This window comes from Suttonella sp. R2A3 (assembly GCF_021513215.1).
Taxonomy (GTDB): domain Bacteria; phylum Pseudomonadota; class Gammaproteobacteria; order Cardiobacteriales; family Cardiobacteriaceae; genus JAHUUI01.
In genome coordinates this window covers 15,380-40,653 of sequence record NZ_CP090975.1, presented here as the reverse complement: position 1 = coordinate 40,653, position 25,274 = coordinate 15,380, and the positions used below count along the sequence as shown (strand labels likewise).

Below are 25,274 nucleotides of genomic sequence, written 5' to 3'. Positions count from 1 at the left end.
GCCATGTCTGAATCGATCATTTTAATCACCGGCGCCTGCGGCGGCATTGGTAAAGCACTGAGCCATCATTGGGACAAACAAGGCGACAAACACCTGATCTTACTCGATAACGATGCGATGGCCCTACAAGCACTCGATGAATCGTTAAGCGGCGATCATACCTTGGCACCTTTTGATTTATGGGCAGCAGATCCTGATCAATACCACAAGCTGGCAACGATGATCGCTGAAGATTATGGTCGCTTAGATGCCTTAGTCCATGTGGCTGGATTTTGTGGCTATCTGCGTCCGATGATGCAATGCGACGCTGAACACTGGTTAAAAGGTTTACAAATCAACCTTACCGCACCACTGTGGCTCACCCAACATCTCTGTGGGTTATTACAAGCGGGCACCTCAGGGCATGTTGTCTTCACCTTACACCGCGAACATCAGCAACAAAGCGCCTACTGGCATAGTTTTGGGGTTGCACACACCGGTTTAACTGCGCTGATACAATCGCTTTATGATGAGCGAAATGCCTACCCGGAAATCGGCTTTAGCTGTGTCGATCCTGGCTGGGTTAATACCGGGATGAGTCGCAGTATTTTCCCGGCTGGTGAAGATCATTGGCGCGAGCCAGCTGATATTGTCGCGCTTTATGATCAGGCGCTTGCCAGTAACATTGAAGCCTTGGAGATCATCACCCCATGAGCAGAAAAGACGATTGGCTCAATGCCGCACGTGAGGTTTTAAACATCGAAGCCGATAGCGTTCGCGCACAGCTTGCGACGATTGATGAAGTATTTGCCGAAGCCTGCGAGCTGCTCTTGGCGACTAAAGGCCATGTCATCGTGGTGGGCATGGGCAAATCCGGGCACATTGGCGCCAAAATGGCCGCCACTTTTGCCAGCACCGGCACACCCGCCTTTTTTGTTCACCCCGCTGAGGCTGGTCATGGCGATCTCGGAATGATTACCGAAGCCGATACCGTGCTCGCCCTATCATATTCGGGCGAAAGCAATGAAATTATGACTATGATGCCGATTGTGCAAGCGATGGGCGTGCATGTTATTGCGATGACCGGCAACCCAGAATCGAGCATGGCGCGCCAAGCTGATATTCATTTATCGGTTATGATTGAACGCGAAGCCTGCCCGCTTGGCCTTGCACCAACGTCAAGCTCGACCGCAACACTCGCTTTAGGCGATGCGCTTGCTGTCGCGTTGATTAAAGCGCGCGATTTTTCTTCGCAAGATTTCGCTCGCTCGCATCCATTCGGTCGTCTCGGTCGTCGTTTGATTACCAAGGTAGCTGATGTGATGCGCCAGGATGATGCTATCCCACGCAACACCCCTAGTGATTTAGTGCGTAACGCCCTGTTTGTAATTACCAGCAAAGGACTCGGGATGACGCTCGTCTGCGAAGGCGATTCGTTACACGGCATTTATACCGATGGTGACCTGCGTCGCAGCTTAGAGCATGATCCAGACACACTACAACGCACAATCGCCAGCGTGATGACCCCTGACCCACAAACCATCACATCTGATACCCTTGCTGCAGAAGCGTTACAACGTATGGAAGCACGTAAAATCACTGCACTGCCTGTGGTGGATGCAGGTAAGCTGGTCGGCATTTTGCATATCCATGATTTATTACAAGCCGGAGTGGCGTAGTGGGTAAAGCTGGGCAAGTCGTATGGTTAATCCTCGCGGTTGTCGTTAGCCTGTGGTGGTGGACACAATTAGAAGATAAGCCACCGACACCCGTCTCTGATACCTCTTCACCTTTACTAACTATGGCTAATGCCAGCACCTACCGCTACAATACCCAAGGCAGGCAACAAAGCCGCTTAGATGCCAAAACAGTGCGTCATTTTAACGATGGGCAAGGTACGTTCTTTACCCAACCCGATATTCGCCATATCGTTGCCGACAACGCCTATACAACGATTGTCTCGCGCCAAGGATATATGAGTGATGATAAAAATGTGATCACCATGCGCGGTGATGTGATTGGCGAACGTTACGTCAATCAGTCGCTACAAACGATTTATCGCAGCGAAGTGCTGGATTACCGACCGGTTGCACAAACCGTTTCCAGCGATAAAGCCGTAACCATCCTCACCCCTGAGAGTGATAGCGATGGCCTAGGTGCTTTATGGCGACTAGACGATAATTATTTTATACTGGAAAAAAACGTCAGGACTCATTATGCACCCTCGTCTCTTACTCCTCTCTCTCCTGCTCGGCCTGAGTAGCACGAGCCTTATGGCGGCTGAAGGTGCCGTTGAGCTACCGATTGATTTGGTTGCTAATCATGGTGAATACGATGCTAATGCCGGCATTGCCACCTACACCGGTGATGTGGTCGTGACTCAAGGTGAAATGCGCTTAACTGGTGATAAGGTGGTACTTCACACCGAAGAAGGTGAAGTGATTAAAATTGAATCGTGGGGTAAACTTGCGACGTTTCACTATGTGCCGCAAGAAGATCCACCGATTGATGGTAAAGGCGGTTATATGCGCTACACCGTACAAAATGCGCTGATTTACATCGAAGGCAATGCTTATGTGAAGCAGGAAAAAAACGAAACCTACGGCGACACCTTAACCTATGATCTCAATAAAGAGTTTATCACTGGTGAGCGCGTACAAATGTCCTTTACCCCAAAAACCAAATGAGTAAATTACGCGCATACAGCCTCAGCAAGCAGTTTAAATCACGCACCGTCGTTGATGAGGCATCGCTGAGCGTGAGTGAGGCAGAAGTGGTCGGCTTGCTTGGACCCAATGGTGCTGGCAAAACCACCACCTTTTATATGATGATTGGTCTGATTAAACCAGATACCGGACGTATTGAACTCGATAATCAAGACATCACCAAACTGCCAATCCATCAACGTGCCCGATTAGGCCTATCCTACCTACCCCAAGAAGCGTCGGTGTTTCGTAAACTCAGCGTTCGCGATAATGTGCTCGCGATTTTAGAACTCAGCGGCAATTATTCGCGCACGCAGCGTCATCAGCGTGCAAATCAGCTATTAGAAGAATTAGGCATTGCCCACCTTGCTGATACACTGGGCATCAGCCTCTCTGGTGGTGAGCGTAGACGTACCGAGATCGCCCGTGCGCTCGCCTGCGATCCGCGCTTTATTTTGCTCGATGAACCGTTTGCAGGCGTTGACCCTATCGCGGTTGCTGACATTCGCAACATCATCACCCACCTCACCGACCGCAATATTGGTGTCTTGATCACCGATCACAACGTGCGCGAGACCCTAAAAAGTTGTGATAAAGCGTATATTTTGAGCGAAGGCAGTGTGATTGCCTCTGGCTCAGCACAAGATATCGTCAACCACGAAGAAGCCCGCCGAGTTTATCTTGGCGAAGATTTCACCATGAATTGAGCCGAATGATGACGTGAATAGCCAAAATCTTTCCCTCAAACTCAAACAGCAACTGGCCTTAACGCCACAGTTGCAGCAAGCTATTGGTATTCTCAACATGAACCATGTTGAGCTCAAACAAAACATCACCACCATGCTTGAACAAAATTTTATGCTTGAGGTGGAAGATGAGTTTGACGAAATCGTGAACGAGCCTGATGTTGGTGATGACGAGGAACCGCCACTTGATAGTGCGCTTGATGAACAATGGCAAGATGATGACTGGTCACAATACACAACCCCTGCCGAAGCCTTTGATAGCGGTCAAATTACCCCTTATAGCCCATCGCTCGAAGAACATCTAAGCGAACAATTAAGCATTATGATGCTCGATGAGCGCGTGCAACTTGCAGCAATCATTCTCATTTATGTGCTCGATGAAGACGGCTATTGTCGCGCCGATCTTACGATGATGGCTAAATCACACCAGATCAAAGAAGTCATCTTCAAGGAAGCATTGTCAGCCATACAGCAATGCACCCCTTCAGGCATTGGCGCACGCAATCTTGAAGAATGTATGCACTTACAAATTGATGCGCTCGCGAAAAACACCCCCCATCTAGAAACGCTCAAGCTGATCATGCGGCGTTATTTTGCCTATATTGGCCAAGACCCAAGCATGGTTAAAAAGCGCTTATCGCTGAGCGATCAAGCCTTTGATGGTGCACTTGCGCTGTTACGCAGCCTCAACCCATCACCGGCTGAAACCTACGCACCACCACCGACCACCTATGTTGAGCCAGAAATTTTCGTGCAGGAAAAAGGTGGCATCAGTTATATTGCCGAGCACAAGCAGTACTACCGCACCCCGAACATCAATCAAACTTATGCCAGCCTTGTCAGCGAAAGCGCTCAAGAAAAAACCCTGATTCAATCGCAATTAAACGAAGCTAAATGGTTTCTTAATGCGATTGAAAAGCGCCAGGATACCATCCGCCGAGTCGCCGGCGTCATTGTGGGTATGCAGCAAGATTTCTTCCAACAAGGGGATATCGCGATGCGACCGCTGACGCGTGCGCAGGTTGCTGACATGCTTGAACTGCACGAATCAACCGTCTCACGTGCAGTTAATGGCAAGTTTTTACACTGTAAGCGTGGCATTTTTGAATTACGTCACTTTTTCTCGGCAACGTTATCAACCGATCAAGGCGCTGATAGCTCCGCGACCGCTGTTAAAGCGAGAATCCGCGAAATTATTGAAGGGGAAAATGAAAGCAAGCCATTGAGCGATCAAAGCATTGCCGATCAGCTGGCTCAAGAAGGCCAACCCCTTGCCCGTCGCACCGTCGCCAAATATCGAGAGGCGATGCATATTCTCAGTGCTGCAAAAAGACGCAAACGCTAACGCTAACATTTATCAATAAATCCTTCCATTCACGCAGCCGTTCACGCATTGAAATGGCGCACCACAGAGCATGCCACTCGACATATTTTCTCGATAATCCTATACTGAACGTGAGGAAATAACGCCATCAGAAAACGTGCTGCTATGCTGCCATTGAGCGTTCTCCTGCCACTCACTATTCAAGGAGCATCACTATGACCACTTCTCCTTTAGCCAATATCGACCGTTATCTCGGCTACGCTGGATTAGCGCTGATGCTTGTCCTTGCTATCACTTCTGCAGCTAGTGACCAGTTATGGGGCCGCCCCACTGTAGATTACTTTATTAGCTACAGCGCACTGATACTGAGTTTTTTAAGTGGCAGTTTGTGGGGCAAAGCTATTTATCGTGATCAAGCGAAAGAGCCGGTTAAGTTAGCCATCTGGAGCAATAGCTTTATGCTCTTCGCCTTTATCGCGTTATTGTTGGGCCTGCAATGGCCAGGACTCGGCATTTTACTATTACTCGCCGGCTATTTAGGCCAGTGGTTTATTGAATACCGCACTTATCGTGGCATCAGCCGCTTTGCCTGGTATCGCAGCCTGCGTTGGCAATTGACTGCCGGCGCAATGGTTGCCCATGTACTTGCTATGCTGGGATAGATTTATTTTTAGTCATATTATTTTAGTATGTGTTAGCCGATGCTATAGTCATTAGACTAGCTCATATCCATTAAACAAGGAGTAGCTCATGGATAAACGTGTTGAACAACTCGAAAGCGAAATCAAAGCATTACGTAAAGATTTTTCAGACATCAGCAAGAGCTTAAAATCGCTCGCCGAACAGAAAAGTGATGAATTAGAATCACGCGCAAAACAAGCGTGGGATGAACTCAGCGCTGAAAGTCAGGAGTACTACGCACAAGCGCGCGATTACGTTAACGACGGTGTCGATTCACTCGATCAATGTATTCGCGACAAACCTTGGCAGAGTCTCGCCGTGGTTGCCGGGATTGGCTTCTTTATTGGCTTTTTAACCCGCCGATAAATGAAGTTCTTACTCAACCCATTGCTTATTAAGCACCTATTACAATTAGGCTTAAAAGCTGGTTCACAAAACAGTAAGCCTAAATATATACTTTGGCGCATCTTGGCCGGGTTACTGCTGTTAATAGCGGTTATATTTTTACTGATTGGCGCACACACTTGGTTAATCAGTGAGTATGGTGCGCTTTATGCCCACCTGATCTTTGCTGCTGGCTTTGCGGGTATCGCTGTGTTGATACTGATTATAGTCGCTATTGCACGATACCGTCATAAACGAAAAAGCGCGTTACAATCCTCTCTCGACCAAGTTGATGACTTTACTCAGCAAGTTAAAGGCCAAGCTCAAGAGATGGGGGCGCAGATACAAAAAACCTTGCGTGACCATCAAGGTAAAGCCTTGCTTGCCGCAGCGATTGTTGGCATTTTACTCGGTCGGCGCAAATAACCATGCCTTCTAACCTAGGCAGATAACCCTGACATTATCTCAGCAAAAAAGGCCACAGTTTGTGGCCTTTTTTGTCTGCGTCTGCCTAATCAGCAGCATTAAACACAGTCTCCGATGCCACTTACCCTTGATAGAGCAAGCAGCTATCAAGCGAATCTCGCGTTAAGCCAATGCTGACTTATTGACTTAATGACTCCAGTTCAATCGCTGCCGGTTCCTCTACCGCTTCTGCAGCGTCATCTACCGCTTGAGCACCATCTGCAGCACGTGCTTCAATCTGCCAGGTTTGCGCTCCGTAGCGAATACGTTGCGATGGATCATACATATTCTCCACGCTATAGCCTGGAGCACGCCAGTTCCCGGCACGCGTGGTACGGAAGGTAAAGGCATGGTTGATTACCTCTTGGTCAGCATACACATCAAAGGCGGCAATATGGCGATCATCGCGGTTTTCTTCCATCACAGGCCAATCGAGATCTTCGTACCACTCACTATCTTGATACGCTCTGAGTAACCCACTCTCATTTAGCGTTGGCGCATTGATACCAGCAATAAACGGATAGACAAAGAGTATTTGTCCGCCATATAAGGTCCAATCTGGATCTCGTGTGATCGTCACACGCACCAAAATCGTTTCATTAAGCGGCAACACATCGCCATCGAGTTCATAACCATCTTCATCATAGTAACTAATTTCAACGTCAAAACCGCCGCCAATAACACCATCTGGATCAGGCGTAACCAGTTCATTAATCGTTACATACTGCACCTGATCGCTGGCGTTGGCCAGGCGATATTCCCCTGGTGCAACAGGAATGCCTTGCGCTGATATCCCTTGTCCATCCACAGAGACGCCATGATTCACACCAGCGGATTTTTTTGCACCAACGCACTGATTTGCGCCATCCAAGCCATACTTTGCGTATCGTAGTATGAGTAGCGATTAAGGTCGCTCATTAACTGTCTAGCGAGTTGTTCGCGACGAGTAAGCAATTCATCAAGCACACTTGACTTACTTTGGATTTGCGGATGATCGGTCAGCTCGTATAAGCGCATCAAGGTCCGCAGGCCATAGCTCAACGAATTTAAGAAGTATGGTGTACTTGCTTCATCCACACCAGATGCCACATCACCCAATACCGCTAAAGCACGGTTTTCCTCACCATGGGCCAATAACGCCAAAGCGAGTTCATAGCTTGCCGCAGTATCTGGTAATGGTCGTGATAATTGCTCACTATAGCGAATCAACGACCCCTGATTAGGATAATCCGCGCGCGCCAACACATAATGGCTGTAAGCAACATCGCTATCAATCAAGGCATTATCATTAGATCTTTGCGTATAGAGTTGCAAATAATCTAAGGATCGGGTCAGCGTCGTACTTTGCCGTTCAAGCGCTTTTTCACTTTGCCAGAGCATATCGGTAACAAAAACACTCAAAGGCAGTTCACTACCACTATAGCCCCACAAATCAAACCCGCCATCATAATTCTGTCGGTTTTGCAGACGTGCTATAAGCGCATTTAACGACTCACGATCATCCAAATTTAATAGCGCACCGCTAATTTTCGCACTAATTTGCTCATTACAATAATACGGATAATCGGTCAACGCATCGCTTAACTCATTGCTCGACCAAGGCAGTTGCTGGGTGCTGATTTTTGCTGAATCTGCAACGCTAACAAGCTCTTCAACCATACCGTCCAAGGCGATATAACGCTGCTGACGTTGCGGCAAGCTCAACGGCCGCAAACTCACACGGCGCTTCAATCGATAATCGCGTTGTTCACTACTGACATCTACAGTCAGATCAATATCATGGCTACCTGTCGTTACCGTATAGGGGAAAGTTAACGTTTCGCGCTGATCCGCAGCCAAGGTAATATTTTGCATTGCTGGATCATGGCTGAATTGCATCCCACCATCACTAATCAGTGTGTAGCCATAGGACTGCTCTTCCCCTGTCGTATTATGTAAGCGCAGACTAAGCTCGCCTTGGTCGCCTTCATTAACATAACGAGGGGTGTATATAGTGGCAACCAGTGGTGCTTTAACCGTTGAGGTTTGCTGCGTATACCCGGCTTGTTCGCCATTAAATGCGGCTGCCATAATGCGCAGACGACCATTAAACTCTTGCGGTAAGTCGATGGTGAACGCCACATTTCCATCGCTATCAACCGTCATCGGACCCGACCAATGACTGATCAAATCAACATCAACATCTGGCAGTGCCGCATTAGCACCAGCGAGTGCATCTGCTGCCTCATCGCCTGCCCCACTGCGCAGGGCTGCTTCGCGCGCTTCAACCTGCTGAATGACAGCACCCCACACATCATAAAACGCAAGGTTAAACCACTTCTTACCAAAAAAGGCGTCTAATGGATCGCTAAAAGTATCGCGGGCAAGTTGGTAAAGTCCATCATCGATCACAGCAATATTAACTTGCGTGCCACTTGAGGCATCGGGCACCTGAACACGCACTGTAAATGGCTGGGTTGGGTCATCCACCTCGGCAGGTGCATAAATTTTAGGCGCTAGTGTTTGCGCTTCTAACTTATCGCCAAGCCACAATAAACCTACCGCACGATGATTACCAATCGCGTCTTGTTCTTGATTCCAAGCGCTGGCAAGCAACCAAATGCCGCGTTGCCAATCATCACGCCAACGTATCGTAAGCTCAGCCACGCCATCTTTGAAGTTCACTTGCTCAGTCTCGATAATCTCATCACTGGCAATATGCACGCTGCCTAGACCATCAAATGGTGCTTGTAAGCGAACTTTAACCTTATCACCATCCTGATAGTGTGTTTGTTCGCTTTCTATCGTGATACGTTCAGGGCCAGTATCTTGTGGATTATCGCTCCGCCAACGTCCAAAGCTAATTGGGATACTCGCGGCAATCGCTGGCGTTTCGCCAAGTGCTTCGAGCAAGTACGTGCCATCATCAATGGGAAGTTCTAACTGCTCTTGTTCCCCAGGATTGAGTTGCACGCCCCAGTTTTTAACCGTTTCACGCGTGACATTTCGCTGATAATACCAACGGTCATTGCTACGATACCAATAATAGTCGTAGTAGAGTCGGTACAAAGCAACCGCCAGCTTGGCTGTTTGTAATTCACCTTGATCATCAACCGCTGCAAAACTGGCCAGCTTATCGTCAACCTTTAACGCAATATAGGGCTCATCACGAGTAATTGGTGCGCCATATTCAACGGGAATATTCTGCCCGCTTAGTGGCTTAACGTCTCCATTGATAGTGAGATACAGCGGTTTGGAAACCATAGGTATCTCTAGATTATCAATCGCTACCGACCACTGACCTTCATTATTGGTCTCCCCATCGTCTAAATCTGTCCAGCTCGGATCAACACTTTCATCATGCAAGCCAATTTGCCAATCCTGCCACGCAGGATCTTCCAAACCTGTCGCATTAATACGGTAATCACCACTGAATAATAGCCCTTCAGCGGGTGCACCGTATAACCAATCTGCTTGCAATTGCGCCATGAATGGCTGATGGGCATGCGGCGTTTGCTCGCTGTCTAAGCTGGCCTCAATTTGCCGCGGCACAATCGCATCAACAATCACGCTATCACGACTAATCAACGCACCATCTTTACCCAACATGAGTTCTAATGACCATTCACCCTGACTCGCCGCAGGACTAAAGGTGTGTTCATAGCTATAACGGCCAAATTCATTTGCCGGTAGCGCCTGGCTTTCAACCACCACCCCATCAGGACGACGTAATTTCAGCCATAATGGGGTTTCTGTGTAAGGCTGCAGATTGTCTTTTTTGATCAGCCACAAGGCATGCAAGGTATCATCAGGTCGATACACGCCACGCTCAATCCAACTCCAATGCATCAGTGGCGAAGTATCATAAGCGCCACCTAACCCCTTATCCGATAAATCAAAACCACCACCGCGAACATTGAGATAGGTCAGATTTTGTTCATCAATCGCCAGCACATGGCTTGGGCGGTCGCCTGCCTCCCCTTGAACTTGCGCACGACTAAATTGCGCCATACCCTGGCTATCGGTGACCGCTGTACCAAGAATGGCATTGTTATACCCATAAAGCGTAACTTCTTGACCTTTAACTGGTTTTGTCGTACTTAATTCACGTACTTCCACCCACAATCCATCATCACTACGATACGCTGTCATACCATAACGGCTGGCAGTAAAACCAATCACCTGTAAGCTATCATAGCCATCACTGCCATTATTAATATGCAGCACATAAATACCGGCCCGCTGCTGATCGGCAGGAACCATCTCGTCAAAAGACAAATTACTGGTGATGATACTGTTTGGTTCACCTACAACATTAAAATGCCCCTCGAAGAGCTTGCTGGCATGTTCATTAAGATAATACCATTCATGAAACTTCCCATAATACTCTGGGTCTTCTAAGGCATCCGTCAAGTCAGAATTGGCCAGGTTATTGGCAGGAATGAGCCATAATGTCACATCAACCTGGTCAACATTGCTGCTGCTGATCGCAATATTACGCGCACCATCCAAGTTAAGCGTTTTCCCCCGCTGGGCAAACCGAACCATAGGATCTCGGTTACCGCTACTGACAACCCGATTTTCTTCTCGTCCTAATTCCAGTAAGTTCGTACTTTGCAGCGCGCTATCTAAGTCTAAGCTATATTCGGTTTGATATTCCCCTCGATAGCACAAAACGTCACCTTGATAACGGCCACTATCGGTAATATCCGGGGAAATGCGAATAGATTTTTTCCAAAATTCGGCTGGCTTGCCGCGCACAGTTAAGCTAAATCGCAGACAAATTTCCGGCGCATCCTGACTGCGATCGACGTCAACATCGTCTAAATAAAAGCCATAATTGCGGAATAACTCATTATAGCGATCTTCATCGTGATCATTATCCCACTGTGGATGTTTTTGTAGCTGCCTTAATCCGGCAAAAACATAGGGTGCATTGTCTTCGTCTGCCCGTAATATATTCTCATACAATAAAAAACTATTTTTGACGTAAGCAGCGCCACTGGTTGATTGTTGTAATTGATAGAGGTAAGGGATACGTTCCTGAGACGACCAAAAATCCAAGCCATCAATAATTTCAACGAATACCTCTGAATTATTATTCAGATTAGCATAGCGCTGTGGGGAATGGGCAAAGCGCATCATCCTGCGAATGTTGTAGAACTCTATAACATCAATACCAGCAACTTCCCATGGATTTTCCCCAGCAATCGCTTGGTTGATTTCATCAGCCACCTGCTGCTTGGATTTTTCGAGTGTCGCGTCATCCCAAGCTGGCGCTCCTATTGTTATTGGTGTACTCAACACAGCAACCAGCAATAATAACCAACGTTTCATGGGATTCTCCGGTAAATAGCAGCGATAGGTTTTATTTATACCATAAAATCATAAGTATCATAAGCCTAAACACAAAAAAGCCGACAGGGTCACTGTCGGCTTTTAATGCGATTAGCAATTAGCGATTCGCTCGATTCTCTATGAGATCTTCAACCACCTGCGGTTCTGCAAGAGTTGAGGTATCACCTAATGAATCAATTTCATTCGCGGCGATTTTACGCAAAATACGGCGCATGATTTTCCCTGAGCGGGTTTTCGGCAGCGATGGCGCCCATTGGACGACATCCAAGCTGACAATTGGCCCCATTTCTTTACGCACGAATTTCACCAATTCGTTTTTCAGTGCATCAGAAGGCTCGGCATCATTCATCAGCGTGACATAGGCGTAAATACCCTGCCCCTTAATATCATGTGGATACCCAACAATTGCCGCTTCTGCTACCGCATTATGCAACACCAAAGCGCTTTCGATCTCGGCTGTTCCAAGACGGTGACCCGACACGTTAAGCACATCATCCACACGTCCGGTAATCCAATAATAGCCGTCTTCATCGCGACGCGCGCCATCGCCTGTGAAATACGTTCCAGGGTAGGTGCTTAAATAGGTTTGCATAAAGCGCTCGTGATCGCCCCATACGGTGCGCATCATCCCCGGCCAATCTTGTTTGATGACCAACACCCCTTCTGCTTTACCTTCGAGCTCGTTCCCTTCTTGATCAAAGATCGCGGGCTGCACCCCGAAGAATGGTTTACCGGCCGAACCCGGCTTAAGCGGTGTCGCACCAGGTAATGGGGTGATCATATGGCCACCATTTTCCGTTTGCCACCAGGTGTCAACAATCTGACAACGCGCATCACCAACGACTTCATAATACCAATGCCAGGCTTCAGGGTTGATCGGTTCACCAACCGTACCAAGCACACGCAAAGAGCTACGATCGGTTTTTTCAACAAAGTCATTACCTTCACGCATCAAGGCACGAATCGCGGTTGGCGCTGTATAGAATAAATTGACTCGGTGCTCATCAACCACCTGCCAAAAACGACTAGGATCTGGATAGTTTGGTACGCCCCCAAAGATCAGCGAGGTTGCGCCATTCGCGAGCGGTCCATAAACACAGTAGCTGTGGCCAGTAATCCAGCCCACATCCGCCGTACACCAGTACACCTCACCATCATGATAGTCAAAGGTGTAATCAAAGGTTGTTGCGGCATAAAGCAAATAACCACCGGTGGTATGCAGCACCCCTTTTGGTGTGCCGGTTGAACCAGAGGTATAGAGAATAAACAATGGATCTTCAGCATCCATCGGCTCACACGGACAATCGGCAGACGCATCACGCATCACATCGTGATACCACACATCGCGCCCCTGCTGCCAATAGATCTCTTCTTTGTTGACCTGCACGACAATCACATGTTCAACAATGTCGGTTTTACGTAATGCCTGATCAACGCTGCGCTTAACGTGGGTAAATTTATCGCCACGATACCCCGCATCAGACGTCACCACCACTTTCGCCTGCGCATCGTCAATACGACTGGCCAGCGCGTCTGGTGAGAAGCCCCCAAATACAACAGAATGCACCGCACCAATACGTGCACAACCGAGCATCGCAACCGCCGCTTCTTCGATCATCGGCAGATAAATACATACTCGATCGCCTTTTTTAACGCCCATACTTTTTAGAACGTTGGCAAACTTACATACCTGAGTATGTAGTTCACGATAGCTCACACGATACGATTTACCCGGTTGGTTGTGTTCAAAAATAAACGCGGTTTGTTTACCACGTTCATCCAAATGGCGATCAATACAGTTATAAGCAACGTTCAATTCTGCGCCTTCAAACCAGCGAATACGGCCAACATTCAAATCACTGTTATGAACACTATCCCATTTTTTATACCAGCTAAGCCGTTTTTCTGCTTGTTCAGCCCAAAACGCATCGGGATTCTCAATAGAATAGGCGTATAGCTTGTCGTAGCTTGCCGCATCAATATGTGCATGTTCAGCAGCCGCTTCCGGCACGTCATAACATTGCTTCAAATCTGCCATTTTTTTCTCCCATTATGTGAACTGATACTGCCGCAGCTAACCACAGCAAAAAAACTATGCACTGAAAGTAATATCTACAGATTATTATATTTAATTAACTCAAGCAAGCAGTAATTATAATGGTTCGTCATTTTTGCCCCCTTTTAAAGGTATCTATGGCGATTACCGTGGTTTCCCCCACGTTTTGGGATTGCTAATAGCCACACGCTTTGTTAACAAGCGATAGCCTGAGAAATTACGCCATAACCACCACCAAAGCAACACCATCATTGAGACAATCAAACCCAATTTCATCACCCACCAACCTTCAGGGAATTGATGCATATACACGAACAGCGCTATCGCCCATACACCGAGTAAAACAGCACATTGCCAAGCCATCGTTTTCTGAAAAACGAAATGACTGGTGATGAAGCCTTCCTTTTTCCGGCGATGACGCTCAGCAATGATCGCGCCGATGATCAAAGCCGCAAAGCCAATCAACCAGCCGATAAAATATAAGCTATACACATCATTGGCTGCCTTATGCGCTGGATCGTTAAAATAGGGGTCGTTTTCGTAATCCATACCTACCACCGACTGTATTCACTGATGAGATCTTGTTTGAGCTGCCACAGCGGTTTTGATAAATCGACATAGTAGCCGTGTGGGTTTTCCAAGCGTTGCACTTCTGGCCAGATGCGCGCTAATTCCGCCTGTGTGTGCGCACGAATTTGAGCTAAATCAGGTTGCTCATCGATCCGCTCCCCTTGGACAATCACTGGGTTAAGACGTGCTTGTAGGGTAAAATCTTTGATCATTTTGTGCTTCCAAGTGTGCTCAGGGTCAAATAATCGGTATGGCTCGCTACCATCAACTTCCTCATCGCGCAAAGTCACCAAATCAGCAATCGCCATATTGGCCTCATCATACAGTCGATAGACTTGCTTAAAGCCAGGTGTGGTCGTTTTAATCACATTCTCACTGATTTTAATCCGTGGCTCCATCTTGCCGTCACGTTCTTGGGCGACAATTTTATACACCCCGCCAAAAACTGGCTCGCTACGGGCGGTAATCAAACGCTCACCGACCCCAAAGGCGTCAATCGCCGCGCCTTGATTGACCAGATCTTTTATCACGTATTCGTCTAAGGAATTAGAGACCGTAATCTTCGTCTCGGTTAGCCCTGCGGCATCGAGCATGTCACGAGCGCGCTGACTGAGATAGGTTAAATCGCCACTATCAATCCGAATCCCTTTAAGCGAATGTCCGTTTGGCGCAAGAAATTCCTCATGGACTTTGATCGCATTAGGGATACCGGATTTTAAGGTGTTATACGTATCAACCAGCAACACGGTATTTTCCGGACACGTCTGCGCATAAGCGGCGAATGCTTCGTATTCACTGGCATAGCTTTGCACATAGCTGTGCGCCATTGTGCCTAATGAAGGAATACCATAGCGTTGTTCAGCGAGCGTGGTGGCTGTCCCAGACGCGCCACCAATATAAGCAGCGCGCGCACCAAGCATCGCCGCATCGCCACCATGGGCACGACGCGCACCAAACTCGAGCACCGGTCGCCCTCCCGCAACGCTAACAATTCGCGCAGCTTTTGTCGCAATTAAGGATTGATGGTTTAAGCTCAACAAGAAAAAGGTTTCTAACAACTGGCATTCAATCAACGGCGCATAAACGCTTAACAACGGCTCAGTTGGGAAAACCACCGATCCTTCAGCAAAGGCATAAATATCACCACTAAAGCGAAAGTTGCGCAGATAGTTAAGAAATCCTTCGCTAAAGGCGCCCTTTTGACGTAAAAATTCGATATCTGCATCGTTAAATCGCAGGTTCTGTGCGTAATCAAGGACTTGTTGCAAGCCGGCAAAAATTGCATACCCACCATCATCAGGCACACGGCGAAAATAATAATCGAAGCATGCGTGCTCTTTTTCACGGCCTTGCTCGAAATAGCTATTGGCCATGGTCAACTCATAAAAATCGAGCAATAACGCCCCATGATGGTTTGGCATAACATCTTCCTAAGCTTAAAAACTCTATAGTATCAGAAGACTTCTTATTACGGGTTGCTGTTACTCTTTGACTTTAGGCTATTTTGAGCTGGATGAGCCTTTTAACAAGCAAAGATCGCTTTGCGAGCAGCTTTCACTCACAAAGCGATCCGTTTATTGTGTATCACTGTGTTCAATAATGCCCACAGCCTATTTTAAGCACTTTGGCCTTCAACTGCTTCTGGCTGCTGAGTAACCTGACGACCCAATACTTGCTGCGTGACCACCCCTGCGGTCATCGCACCATTCACATTAACCGCCGTACGCATCATATCAATCAGTGGCTCAATAGAAATCAACAGGCCTGCCAGCTCAATCGGCAAGCCCAGCGTTGAAAGAACAATAATCGCGGCAAAGGTCGCGCCGCCGCCAACACCAGCCACACCAAATGACGCAATCACCGACACTGCTACCACTGAGGCAATAAAGGAAATCGACCAAGGATCAATGCCCATTGTTGGCGCGATCATCATCGCTAACATCGCCGGATACACTCCCGCACAGCCATTTTGACCAATCGTTGCGCCAAAAGACGCAGAGAAATTGGCAATCGTTGGCGCAACTTTGAGCGAGCGAATCTGCGCATCAATATTCAGCGGAATCGTGGCGGCTGAACTACGCGAGGTAAACGCAAAAGTGAGTACCGGCCAGGCTTTACGGAAAAACTCAAGCGGTGAACGGCCAGCCAATAACAAAATCAGCGCATGAACACCCAGCATAATCGCTAAAGCCACATACGAGGCGAGCAAGAATTTAGCCAGCTGCCAGATCGCTGTGGCATCGGTGACCACCATCACTTTCACCATCAGCGCAGCCACACCATACGGAGTCAGCGCAATCACCAGGCGCACCAATGCCATCACCCAATGTTGTAAAGTATCAATCGCGGCAACAATGCGCGCGCCCTGCTCAGCATCACGTTTTTTAACCTGTAGCGCCGCGATCCCTATTAAAGAGGCAATCAGTACCGCAGAAATCATCGCTGTATCGCTTAACCCAGCAAACGTTGCGGTAATATTGTTGGGAATAAAGCTTTGTAAGAGGCTCGGGATGGTTAGGTTTGCCACCTCACCTTGGCGCGCAAGCATACTTTGTCCACGAGCAATCTCCGCATCGCCGGCGACTAAAGATGAAGCATCCAAACCAAATAGATTGGCAATAATCGCACCATCTAATGCCGCAATAGCAGTGGTTGCGAGCAAGACAGCAATCACAAGAAAGCTGATGGTGCCAATCATCGAAGCACGTTCTACTTTAGCAACCGCGGCTAAAATAGAAATAAACACCAATGGCATGGCAATCATTTTCAGCAAACTGACGTAGCCATTACCGACAATATTGATCCAATCAAGCGCGAGTTTGGCATCGCTATGTACGGTGGCCAATAACCAGCCATAAGCCAAGCCCAAAACCAAACCAACCAACACCACACGACTCAAAGAAGCCGAGCCACGATGCCAACGCGCCAAACCATAAAGTAATGCCGTAAAAGCCAACAACCACAAAACTGTCATTCTCTATCCCAAAGTGTCAAAAGCGGCCATTATCCGCCCCAGAGCTCGATGCGTCTAACAACACCTTGACATAGTGCTATAACCACTGGTTATATAAGCTGCAGATGCTTCAATGAGAAATCCATGGCCTCACCACTGCTCTACTGGGAAAACCTTCAGCGCACCAACCTGCTTGCACCAAGCAGCGCCAGCGTTTACTCAGGCGATTGCGTCGTGCTTCAAGGTGCATCAGGAAGTGGCAAAAGCCTATTGTGGCGTGCACTGGCTGGGATTGATCAATGTTCTTTTAGTGCATTAGGTTACCAAGATCAAGATTATACAAGCTGTCAGCCAAGTCATTGGCGACAAATGATCCTTTATACCAGCCAACAAGCCAGCTTTAGTCAGGGGCACGTTGAAGATGCACTGCGTGAACCCTTTACTTACCGCGCGAACAGCCACCTTGATTATGACCGGTCACAAGTGGTTCATTGGCTAGAGCAGCTCGGCAAATCCGATAAGCTACTTAATCAACCGATTAGCGAACTCTCAGGTGGTGAGCGTCATATCATTCATGTACTGCGCGCCCTACAGCTTAACCCTAAAGTGGTATTACTCGACGAACCAACCGCCGCGTTAGATACTTCAAGCACTGAGCAATTTGAAGCATTGATGCAGCAATGGCTACACACGCAATCCGACCGTGCGCTACTTTGGATCTCTCACGATGCGAATCAATGCACACGAATTGCCACGCGGCAATGGCTCATGCAGCAACAACACCTCATCACCGAACCATGAATACCTTCTCTGCTATCTCATTAAGCCTCAGCGATCTCTTGATTGCTGCTTTACTGATTGCGCTCAGCTTGATCATTTCTTTAACCCTCTCACTCAAGCTGGAAAAAGCGCTGATTATTGCGACACTGCGCACCGTCATTCAACTCAGTCTGATTGGCCTCGCACTCAGCTGGATTTTTGCACAAACCCATGTCGCACCGATTATTGCCTTATTGTGCCTAATGACATTGATTGCCGCTTGGGCCGCGCGTAACCGAATCAGTACACCTTATCGCGGACTGCTTTGGGATAGCTTATTAGCGCTGATGATTTCCTGCTGGAGTGTGGCATTGGTTGTGGTTTGGCTGATCCTACAGCTCGATCCTTGGTATCAGCCACAATACATCATCCCCCTATTAGGGCTGATTCTTGGTAACGCCTTAACCGGTATTTCACTAACAATGGAGCACTTAATCGACGCCCTTCATGACAAAAAAGCACACATCAATAACGCCCTAGCGCTAGGCGCCACACCATGGGAAGCATGTCGCGAACAGGCACGACGCGCTATCACCCTCGGCATGATGCCAACGATTAACTCGATGACGGTTGTTGGCTTAGTCAGCCTTCCTGGGATGATGACCGGACAAATTCTTGCCGGTGCTGATCCCACTCAGGCGGTTCGTTATCAAATACTGACCATGTTTATGATTGCCGCCGGTAGCGCTTTAGGGTGCATGATCATCACCCTGCGTATTCAGCGTCGCTTTTTTGATCAGCGCAGCCGCTTATTGGTTACTTAATCCCTGCTTGCATGAAAGACTGTACAAAGTGACGTTGGAAAATGAGAAACACGATAAGCAATGGTGCAATAGAAATCAGCGTACCCGCGCAAATAACCGACCAATCCACACCGGATTCCGGCGCACCAAAAATAGCAAGCCCAACGGTGAGCGGACGACTGCTGGAGGTATTAGTAATCACCAACGGCCAGAGAAAATTATTCCAATGATAGCTGATAGATACCAGCGCATAAGCAAAATAAGTCGGTTTAGCAAGGGGAACATACACCGACCAAATAATGCGCAACAAGCCACAGCCTTCAATTTTCGCAGCATTTTCCAAATCCTGCGGCACAGTCATAAAGGTTTGCCGCAACAAGAAAATACCAAATGCACTGGCAAAATACGGTAATCCTACCGCCCAATAAGTATCAATGATACTGAGGCTAGCGAGTGTTTGGTAGTTCTCAACAATAAGGATTTCCGGCACAACCATCAATTGCAACAAAATCAACGCGAATACTACTCCTCGACCACGAAAACGCATCCTCGCCAGTGCATAAGCTGCCAATGTACATACCACCAATTGGCACGCCAAAATCAGTAGCGTGATAATTATTGTATTAAGCATATAACGCATGAATGGTGCTTGTTGCCAGGCACGTTCAAATTGCTCAAATGTGAATGGTGCGCTCAACGAGAATTGTGTTGCATATTCAGAAGGATGAAACGCCGCCCAAAAAGCATAAAGTAGTGGCGAAATCCACAATAACGCGAGCAGCCATGCCGAAGCAGTGGAAAAAAAGGTACGCACATTCATCGGTAATGTACCCGTTTTTCCAGCACCCCGAATTGCACCACCGCGAGTACCAATAAAATCAACAGCATGACCACGGTCAACACTGCAGCATAACTATTATCCAGAAAACTAAACGCCGTTTCGTAAATATAATAGAGCAATAAATTACTGGCGTTATTCGGTCCGCCTTTGGTAAGAATAAATAAATGATCGACCAACTTAAACGCATTTAACACCGCATTGACCAGCACAAACAGTGTGGTTGGCATTAGTAAAGGGAAAACAACGCGGCGAAATTGATAGCATCGTCCCGCACCTTCAATTGCACAGGCTTGATATAGCGTTGTATTAATATTCTGCAAAGCGGCAAGATAAAAAATCATGAAAAAGCCTGCCTCTTTCCATACCGTCATTGCCATTAAACTATACAACGCCAAATTAGGATCCCCGAGCCAGTTATAGCCATCGTAACCAAAGAAAGCGAGCAGTTGGTTGAGCAAACCAATTTCTGGACTGTAAAAAAACAGCCAGATATTGGCGACCGCAATCATCGGCAGGATCGTTGGCGTGAAATACGCTAAGCGCAATATCCCACGTCCACGCAACTTGGCATTGACCCATAACGCCATCAGCAACGCCAAAATGATTGAAGTTGGTACGGTAATTGCTGTGTAAATGATGTTGTTTTTCAATACCTGCCACAGTACCTCATCATCAAATAGATAGCGATAATTGTCCAAGCTCGCCTGCGGCTGAACGCCCGGCACATTGACAAAAAAGCTATACCACAGAGTTTTGATTGTCGGCAAATAAGTAAAACCAAACAACAGCACCAACGCAGGTAACATCAAGAACCAAGCAGAAAAATTACGATTATGTGTCATCACGATTAGGAAATAGATGGTTGGATGCTTCCAATACCAACTTAATAACCAGCTCCTTCATATTTTTTATGGACGCTAATTACGTGTGTTGCACAACAAACTTCTCTATGCCGAATCATAGATTTGGCATAGAGTTTAATCGTTTTAAATTTACTCATAAATGATATTTGTTATTAGCGATTTTAACCGTGCCGATATTATTGGTACGGCTTAAGCACCCGATCTGCTTGTTTTTGCGCAGCATTGAGTGCTTCTTGCGCATTTTGCTGTCCCGTAAGCGTTGCTTGGATGGCATCATCAAGCAACTTACGCACGCGTCCGGCTTGATGCGTCGCAAGCTCTGCCGTGGCGTATTCAAGCTGATCACGCGCCACTGCTGCTGGCGAAAAATCTTGCACATAACCTTGCAGTGCTTTAGTTTCATACGCCTCTGGACTAACACCCATATAACCTGTAGCAATACTCCATTGCGCCGCTTGCTCCGGCGAGGTCATATAACGAATAAAGGTCAGCGCTGCTCGTCGTTCTTCAGGCGTAGATTGTTTAAACAGGTAAAAATTACCGCCACCTGTCGGTGAACCATATTCTTTGTTCTTAGGCAACATCGCCATACCAAAATCAAAACTGGCATTGTCTTTCACTGCCGTTAAATTACCAGTGGAGTGCCACATAATCGCGGTTTTCTGATCAAGAAAGTTTTGGCGTAATGTGCCCCATTCAATCGCACCTTGAGGCATGATTTTATGTTCTGCGCCCAAAGACTGCCAATATTGCAGTGCCTCGATTACCGCCGGCTGATTAAAATATGTTTCGTTGCCTGCTTGATTCATCAATACTTCGCCATTCTGCTTAGCCAATGCACCGAACATCCAATAGGGATAGCCAGTTGAAGGAATCATCACACCCCATTGGCTACCGTCAGCTTTGGTGAGTTGCTTGCCCATACGAACCAAATCATCCCAGGTTTGCGGTGGGGTTTCAGGGTCAAGTCCGGCAGCTTTAAATAAGTCTTTGTTGTAATACATGACGATAGTCGATCGCTGAAAAGGAATACCCCACGTTTTGCCATCAGCTTGACTATTTTCCATCAATGCCGGATAGAACCCATTTAACCATGCACGTTCTTCGTCCGTTTCAACAACATCATCAAAGGCAATAATCGCGTCTAAATCACGCAACTCATGCAAATCAATTGAAAACATGACTGATAACTGCGCCGGCTCGCCACTTTTTAGCGCAGCAAGCGCTTTCACCCGCGCATCATTGTAATTACCGGCATAAATCGCCTGTACATTAATATCAGGGTATGCTGCTTCAAAATCAGCGACCAACCCATCGACTACTTTGGTCAATGGGCCACCGACTGCCACAGGATAATACATCGTTAGCTGCGTAGCAGCATGAGCCAATTGCAAACCTGTGGCGATGATGCCACCTAGAATGAGTTTCTTTAACATGTGATTACCTCTTGTGAGATGAGTGGAAAAAAACGGTGTGTCTCTGCGGCTCGTTTGCCACTGTCGCAATAAAAATAATGTTCGTGTTCGGCTTGCCAAACAATGGTGAGCATTTCGCCGACCTGCAATCTATGATGCCCCTGTAGGCTGACTTTCAGCGTTTGCTCTCCAAGCGCTACGCTAATTAACGTATCTGCGCCGTGGTAATCACTATGAATCACCCGCACTGCATAACCATCATTTGCTGCGCACAAACTAATATGTTCTGGGCGTACCCCAAGGAGTATCTGCGGGTGTTCACTGATTAATATATTCATCGGTGGATGACCAATAAATCCAGCCGTAAATAAATTTTCTGGGGTGTTGTACAATTCATGCGGCGCGCCTTGTTGGGCAATGCGCCCACTGTTGAGCAAAATAATCTCATCTGCCATGCTCATTGCTTCAATTTGATCATGCGTCACATACAGCACTGCTAAACCTAACTGCTGCTGCAAAGCACGAATTTCGCTACGCATTTCCTGACGCAGTTTCGCATCAAGATTTGATAACGGTTCGTCCATCAAACACAACGGCGCTTGTGAGACAATCGCGCGCGCCAACGCCACGCGCTGACATTGCCCACCCGATAACTGCGCAGGTTTATGGTGGGTGACTGCACCAAGATTAACCAGTTCTAACACTGATTTTAAACGTCGCTCGCGCTCCTCTCTCGCTACTTTGCGTGCTTTCAACCCAAATACAATATTTTCCACTACACTAAGGTGGGGAAATAAAGCATACGATTGAAACACCATAGAAATCCCACGCATACCAGGTGGCTTATAGGTCACATTCTCTCCACCAATCCACACCTCACCAGATGTTGGTTCTTCCAATCCAGCAATCATATTCAAAGTGGTTGATTTACCGCAGCCCGATGGGCCTAACAAGGCAGTAAATTGATTCTCATTGAGTGAAAAACTCACATCATCAACAGCGGTAGTTGCCTGCCAACGTTTATTGAGCGCGCGCACATCAAGATAAGTCATAAATTACTGAGTTCTAAAAATTGCTTATTAGAAACAGTAATTGTTACTGTTTTATGACGAACAGATGACAAACAAATAAAAAACTTTAGGGTTTAACCTAAGGGTTTTGATTAAGAAAAGGTTTTATAGATTACTTTTTACGTGCATACTTTAATGAGTCAATCGCCACGACGAAGATGATAATAGAACCCTTGTTAATGTATTGCCAATAAGGATATAGATCAGGCCGTAGTTAATCATAATGAAAATGATGACGCCCATGATTACACCAGCGTCGTTTTTTTGATGGGCGAGATCGTCTCACGAGCTAACGCCTAGCATGCGCTTGACACGATAAGCCTACGACTTGTTGCGATTAGTTATTGCAGAGCGTGCTTAGATGTCCTATGCTTAATTTTTCGTCCGATCTTTAAGGAGCAGCCATGAGTCAAAAGATTTTCATCGTCGCCGCGAAACGTACCGCCATTGGCAGTTTTCAAGGCACTCTCGCGAACCATAGTGCTGTCACACTTGGTGTGGAGACCGCTAAATCCGCACTGGCACAAAGTGGCGTCCGCGCGGAAGATGTCGATGAAGTGATTGTGGGTAATGTCCTCTCCGCAGGTCTCGGCATGGGCGTTGGCCGACAAGTCGCAATTGGCGCTGGCCTGCCACATGATGTGCCCGCTTATACGCTTAATATGATTTGTGGTTCTGGGATGAAGGCTGTGCTCGATGCCTGCGCGCACATTAAAGCTGGCGATGCCGAGGTTGTGCTGACAGTTGGTACAGAATCGATGAGTAATGCCGCTTTCGCACTACCGGGCAAAACGCGACGCGGACACAAAATGGGTAACCTTCAATTAGCCGACACCATCTTGAGCGACGGACTCACTGATGCTTTTAATCAGTATCACATGGGCATTACCGCAGAAAATATCGCCCAGGTGTACAACATCAGCCGCAACGAACAAGACGAGTTCGCCCTGCAATCACAACAAAAAGCACAACAAGCGATTGAAAGCGGCTGTTTTGAAGAAGAAATCGTTGCGCTAGATGTCGTTCGTGGCAGAGAACATGGCATCTTTGACCAAGACGAGCATGTGCGCGCTAACACTAGCTTAGACAAACTAGCCACCCTCTCGCCAGCGTTTAAAGACGATGGCACCGTTACCGCTGGTAATTCCTCTGGGCTTAACGATGGCGCCTCTGCGATCATACTGGTTTCAGAAGACGCGCTTAAGCGCTTTGGCTTAACCCCGCTCGCAGAAGTGATCAGCACTGGTCAAGGCGGGGTTGATCCAGCGATGATGGGCATGGGGCCAATTCCAGCAATTGCTCAGGCGCTTGAGCGCAGCGCCTACCATTTCGCCGATATTGAGCGTATTGAACTCAACGAAGCCTTTGCTGCACAATCGCTTGGCGTTCTTTATGAACTCAGCAGTCAGCATGAGTATGACGCAGGGTTATTAATGGACAAGACCAACCCGACTGGTGGCGCAATCGCCTTAGGGCACCCAATTGGTTGCTCAGGCAACCGCATAATCACCACACTCATTTATGGGCTACGTCGTGATGGGCAACAGTTAGGCTTAGCATCTTTGTGTATTGGCGGCGGCATGGGCACAGCGTTACTGGTTAAAGCTTGCTAATATGTCGAAACGCTTGCGTCTGGTTTTTGTGTTACACAACCCTCGCGGTAGCAGTGGGTTAATTGGTGAGCGTCTTAGTGCCCAAGGCCATGAGATTCAGTGCGTGTGTCCATTAAATGGCGACGAATTGCCAGAACTAGACGCCTTTGACGCAGTAATTGTCTTTGGCGGCAAAATGAGCGCCAATGATCACGAAGATCTCCCGGAACTCTTGCAAGAACTGCTGTGGATTCGTGCCTGTGTTGAAGCCAAAAAACCATTTTTAGGGATTTGTTTAGGCGCACAATTGCTGGCAATGAGTTTTGGTGGTCAAGTCACCCGTCATCCAGAGCGTATGACAGAAATTGGCTATTATCATATTTACCCCACCGTTGATGGCTTCTTGGATATTTTTGCCAATATGCCTGAGCGATTTTTCCAATGGCATAACGAAGGGTTTACCCTACCCGACACGGCCGTTAAGCTCGCTGCCAGTGACCTATATCCCAACCAGGCCTTCCGTCTAGGAAATCATGCTTATGGGTTTCAATTTCATCCTGAAGCCACCAAAGCACAGATCGATATGTGGCATCAGCGCGATGCGAAAGAGCTTGCCCATCCGGGTGCGCAAATGGCTAGCGCACAATACCGCTATTACCACAAATTAGAAGGCCCAATTAGCACCTGGCTTGATGGCTTCCTCGCGCATTGGCTTAACCCCAAGGATTAAC

Annotated in this window: 23 protein-coding genes and 1 pseudogene; 13 read left to right on the top strand and 11 right to left on the bottom strand. The window is 47.5% G+C overall.

Annotation, left to right across the window (positions count from 1 at the left end; translation table 11 throughout):
• The first annotated feature begins 3 nt into the window (after positions 1-3).
• The 9 genes from L0B52_RS00220 (at position 4) to L0B52_RS00180 (ending at position 6,245) form a co-directional block, all read left to right on the top strand.
• Positions 4-693, top strand: a complete 690-nt coding sequence (locus tag L0B52_RS00220; protein WP_235064535.1) for an SDR family NAD(P)-dependent oxidoreductase — start codon at positions 4-6, stop codon at positions 691-693.
• The gene (locus L0B52_RS00215; protein WP_235064534.1) at positions 690-1,658 is read left to right on the top strand and encodes a KpsF/GutQ family sugar-phosphate isomerase; all 969 of its coding nucleotides are present in this window, start codon (positions 690-692) and stop codon (positions 1,656-1,658) included. The genes L0B52_RS00220 and L0B52_RS00215 overlap by 4 nt, the downstream gene beginning before the upstream one ends.
• Positions 1,658-2,242 carry an LPS export ABC transporter periplasmic protein LptC gene (gene lptC, locus L0B52_RS00210; protein WP_235064533.1) on the top strand — a complete coding sequence of 195 codons (585 nt, stop codon included), beginning with the start codon at positions 1,658-1,660 and terminating at the stop codon, positions 2,240-2,242. The genes L0B52_RS00215 and lptC overlap by 1 nt, the downstream gene beginning before the upstream one ends.
• Positions 2,196-2,666 carry a lipopolysaccharide transport periplasmic protein LptA gene (gene lptA, locus L0B52_RS00205; protein WP_235064532.1) on the top strand — a complete coding sequence of 157 codons (471 nt, stop codon included), beginning with the start codon at positions 2,196-2,198 and terminating at the stop codon, positions 2,664-2,666. Before lptC ends, lptA begins: the two co-directional genes overlap by 47 nt.
• Complete coding sequence (lptB, locus tag L0B52_RS00200; protein WP_235064531.1) at positions 2,663-3,391, top strand: LPS export ABC transporter ATP-binding protein; 729 nt, start codon at positions 2,663-2,665, stop codon at positions 3,389-3,391. Before lptA ends, lptB begins: the two co-directional genes overlap by 4 nt.
• Positions 3,392-3,404: 13 nt before the next feature.
• Entirely contained in the window at positions 3,405-4,775 is a 1,371-nt protein-coding gene (rpoN, locus tag L0B52_RS00195; RefSeq protein ID WP_235064530.1) for an RNA polymerase factor sigma-54, read from the top strand.
• Positions 4,776-4,969: 194 nt separating this feature from the next.
• Positions 4,970-5,416, top strand: a complete 447-nt coding sequence (locus L0B52_RS00190; RefSeq protein WP_235064529.1) for a DUF3429 domain-containing protein — start codon at positions 4,970-4,972, stop codon at positions 5,414-5,416.
• Between the two features lie 88 nt (positions 5,417-5,504).
• The gene (locus tag L0B52_RS00185) at positions 5,505-5,801 is read left to right on the top strand and encodes a YqjD family protein (RefSeq protein WP_235064528.1); all 297 of its coding nucleotides are present in this window, start codon (positions 5,505-5,507) and stop codon (positions 5,799-5,801) included.
• A complete protein-coding gene (locus L0B52_RS00180; RefSeq protein WP_235064527.1) occupies positions 5,802-6,245 on the top strand; it encodes a phage holin family protein in 444 nt (147 codons plus the stop codon). It begins immediately after the preceding gene.
• Between the two features lie 178 nt (positions 6,246-6,423).
• Here L0B52_RS00180 and L0B52_RS00175 read toward each other — a convergent pair whose 3' ends face one another.
• The 6 genes from L0B52_RS00175 to L0B52_RS00150 all read right to left on the bottom strand — a co-directional run bounded on the left by L0B52_RS00175 (position 6,424) and on the right by L0B52_RS00150 (position 17,221).
• On the bottom strand, positions 6,424-7,110 hold the full coding sequence (locus L0B52_RS00175; protein ID WP_235064526.1) for a hypothetical protein: 687 nt from the start codon (positions 7,108-7,110) through the stop codon (positions 6,424-6,426).
• Complete coding sequence (locus L0B52_RS00170; RefSeq protein ID WP_235064525.1) at positions 7,107-11,600, bottom strand: alpha-2-macroglobulin; 4,494 nt, start codon at positions 11,598-11,600, stop codon at positions 7,107-7,109. Before L0B52_RS00170 ends, L0B52_RS00175 begins: the two co-directional genes overlap by 4 nt.
• A 118-nt stretch (positions 11,601-11,718) precedes the next feature.
• A complete protein-coding gene (acs, locus tag L0B52_RS00165; RefSeq protein WP_235064524.1) occupies positions 11,719-13,659 on the bottom strand; it encodes an acetate--CoA ligase in 1,941 nt (646 codons plus the stop codon).
• Between the two features lie 162 nt (positions 13,660-13,821).
• Entirely contained in the window at positions 13,822-14,226 is a 405-nt protein-coding gene (locus L0B52_RS00160; RefSeq protein ID WP_235064523.1) for a hypothetical protein, read from the bottom strand.
• 2 nt (positions 14,227-14,228) lie between these two features.
• A complete protein-coding gene (locus tag L0B52_RS00155; protein WP_235064522.1) occupies positions 14,229-15,668 on the bottom strand; it encodes a nicotinate phosphoribosyltransferase in 1,440 nt (479 codons plus the stop codon).
• Positions 15,669-15,862: 194 nt separating this feature from the next.
• Positions 15,863-17,221 carry a cation:dicarboxylate symporter family transporter gene (locus tag L0B52_RS00150; protein WP_235064521.1) on the bottom strand — a complete coding sequence of 453 codons (1,359 nt, stop codon included), beginning with the start codon at positions 17,219-17,221 and terminating at the stop codon, positions 15,863-15,865.
• A 123-nt stretch (positions 17,222-17,344) separates the two neighbouring features.
• Here L0B52_RS00150 and L0B52_RS00145 point away from each other — a divergent pair, with 123 nt between their 5' ends.
• Both L0B52_RS00145 and L0B52_RS00140 read left to right on the top strand, forming a co-directional pair.
• Complete coding sequence (locus tag L0B52_RS00145; protein ID WP_235064520.1) at positions 17,345-18,001, top strand: ATP-binding cassette domain-containing protein; 657 nt, start codon at positions 17,345-17,347, stop codon at positions 17,999-18,001.
• The gene (locus L0B52_RS00140; RefSeq protein WP_235064519.1) at positions 17,998-18,783 is read left to right on the top strand and encodes an ABC transporter permease; all 786 of its coding nucleotides are present in this window, start codon (positions 17,998-18,000) and stop codon (positions 18,781-18,783) included. The genes L0B52_RS00145 and L0B52_RS00140 overlap by 4 nt, the downstream gene beginning before the upstream one ends.
• Here the strand turns inward: L0B52_RS00140 and L0B52_RS00135 are convergent.
• The 5 genes and pseudogenes from L0B52_RS00135 to L0B52_RS09660 form a co-directional block, all read right to left on the bottom strand.
• The gene (locus tag L0B52_RS00135; RefSeq protein ID WP_235064518.1) at positions 18,776-19,582 is read right to left on the bottom strand and encodes a carbohydrate ABC transporter permease; all 807 of its coding nucleotides are present in this window, start codon (positions 19,580-19,582) and stop codon (positions 18,776-18,778) included. The genes L0B52_RS00140 and L0B52_RS00135 overlap by 8 nt on opposite strands.
• A complete protein-coding gene (locus L0B52_RS00130) occupies positions 19,579-20,445 on the bottom strand; it encodes a carbohydrate ABC transporter permease (RefSeq protein ID WP_235064517.1) in 867 nt (288 codons plus the stop codon). The genes L0B52_RS00135 and L0B52_RS00130 overlap by 4 nt, the downstream gene beginning before the upstream one ends.
• Positions 20,446-20,642: 197 nt before the next feature.
• Positions 20,643-21,902: an ABC transporter substrate-binding protein gene (locus L0B52_RS00125; protein ID WP_235064516.1), complete on the bottom strand. Its 1,260-nt coding sequence runs from the start codon at positions 21,900-21,902 to the stop codon at positions 20,643-20,645.
• Positions 21,896-22,933 (bottom strand): ABC transporter ATP-binding protein, encoded by a 1,038-nt coding sequence (locus L0B52_RS00120; RefSeq protein WP_235064515.1) that lies wholly within the window; start codon positions 22,931-22,933, stop codon positions 21,896-21,898. Before L0B52_RS00120 ends, L0B52_RS00125 begins: the two co-directional genes overlap by 7 nt.
• Before the next feature lie 130 nt (positions 22,934-23,063).
• A pseudogene (locus tag L0B52_RS09660) lies at positions 23,064-23,203 on the bottom strand (hypothetical protein); the annotation flags it as partial.
• Between the two features lie 152 nt (positions 23,204-23,355).
• On the opposite strand from L0B52_RS09660, the gene L0B52_RS00115 reads away from it, so the two are divergent.
• Positions 23,356-24,564, top strand: a complete 1,209-nt coding sequence (locus L0B52_RS00115) for an acetyl-CoA C-acetyltransferase (protein ID WP_235064514.1) — start codon at positions 23,356-23,358, stop codon at positions 24,562-24,564.
• Between the two features lies 1 nt (position 24,565).
• Complete coding sequence (locus L0B52_RS00110) at positions 24,566-25,273, top strand: glutamine amidotransferase-related protein (protein ID WP_235064513.1); 708 nt, start codon at positions 24,566-24,568, stop codon at positions 25,271-25,273.
• Position 25,274 lies beyond the last annotated feature (1 nt).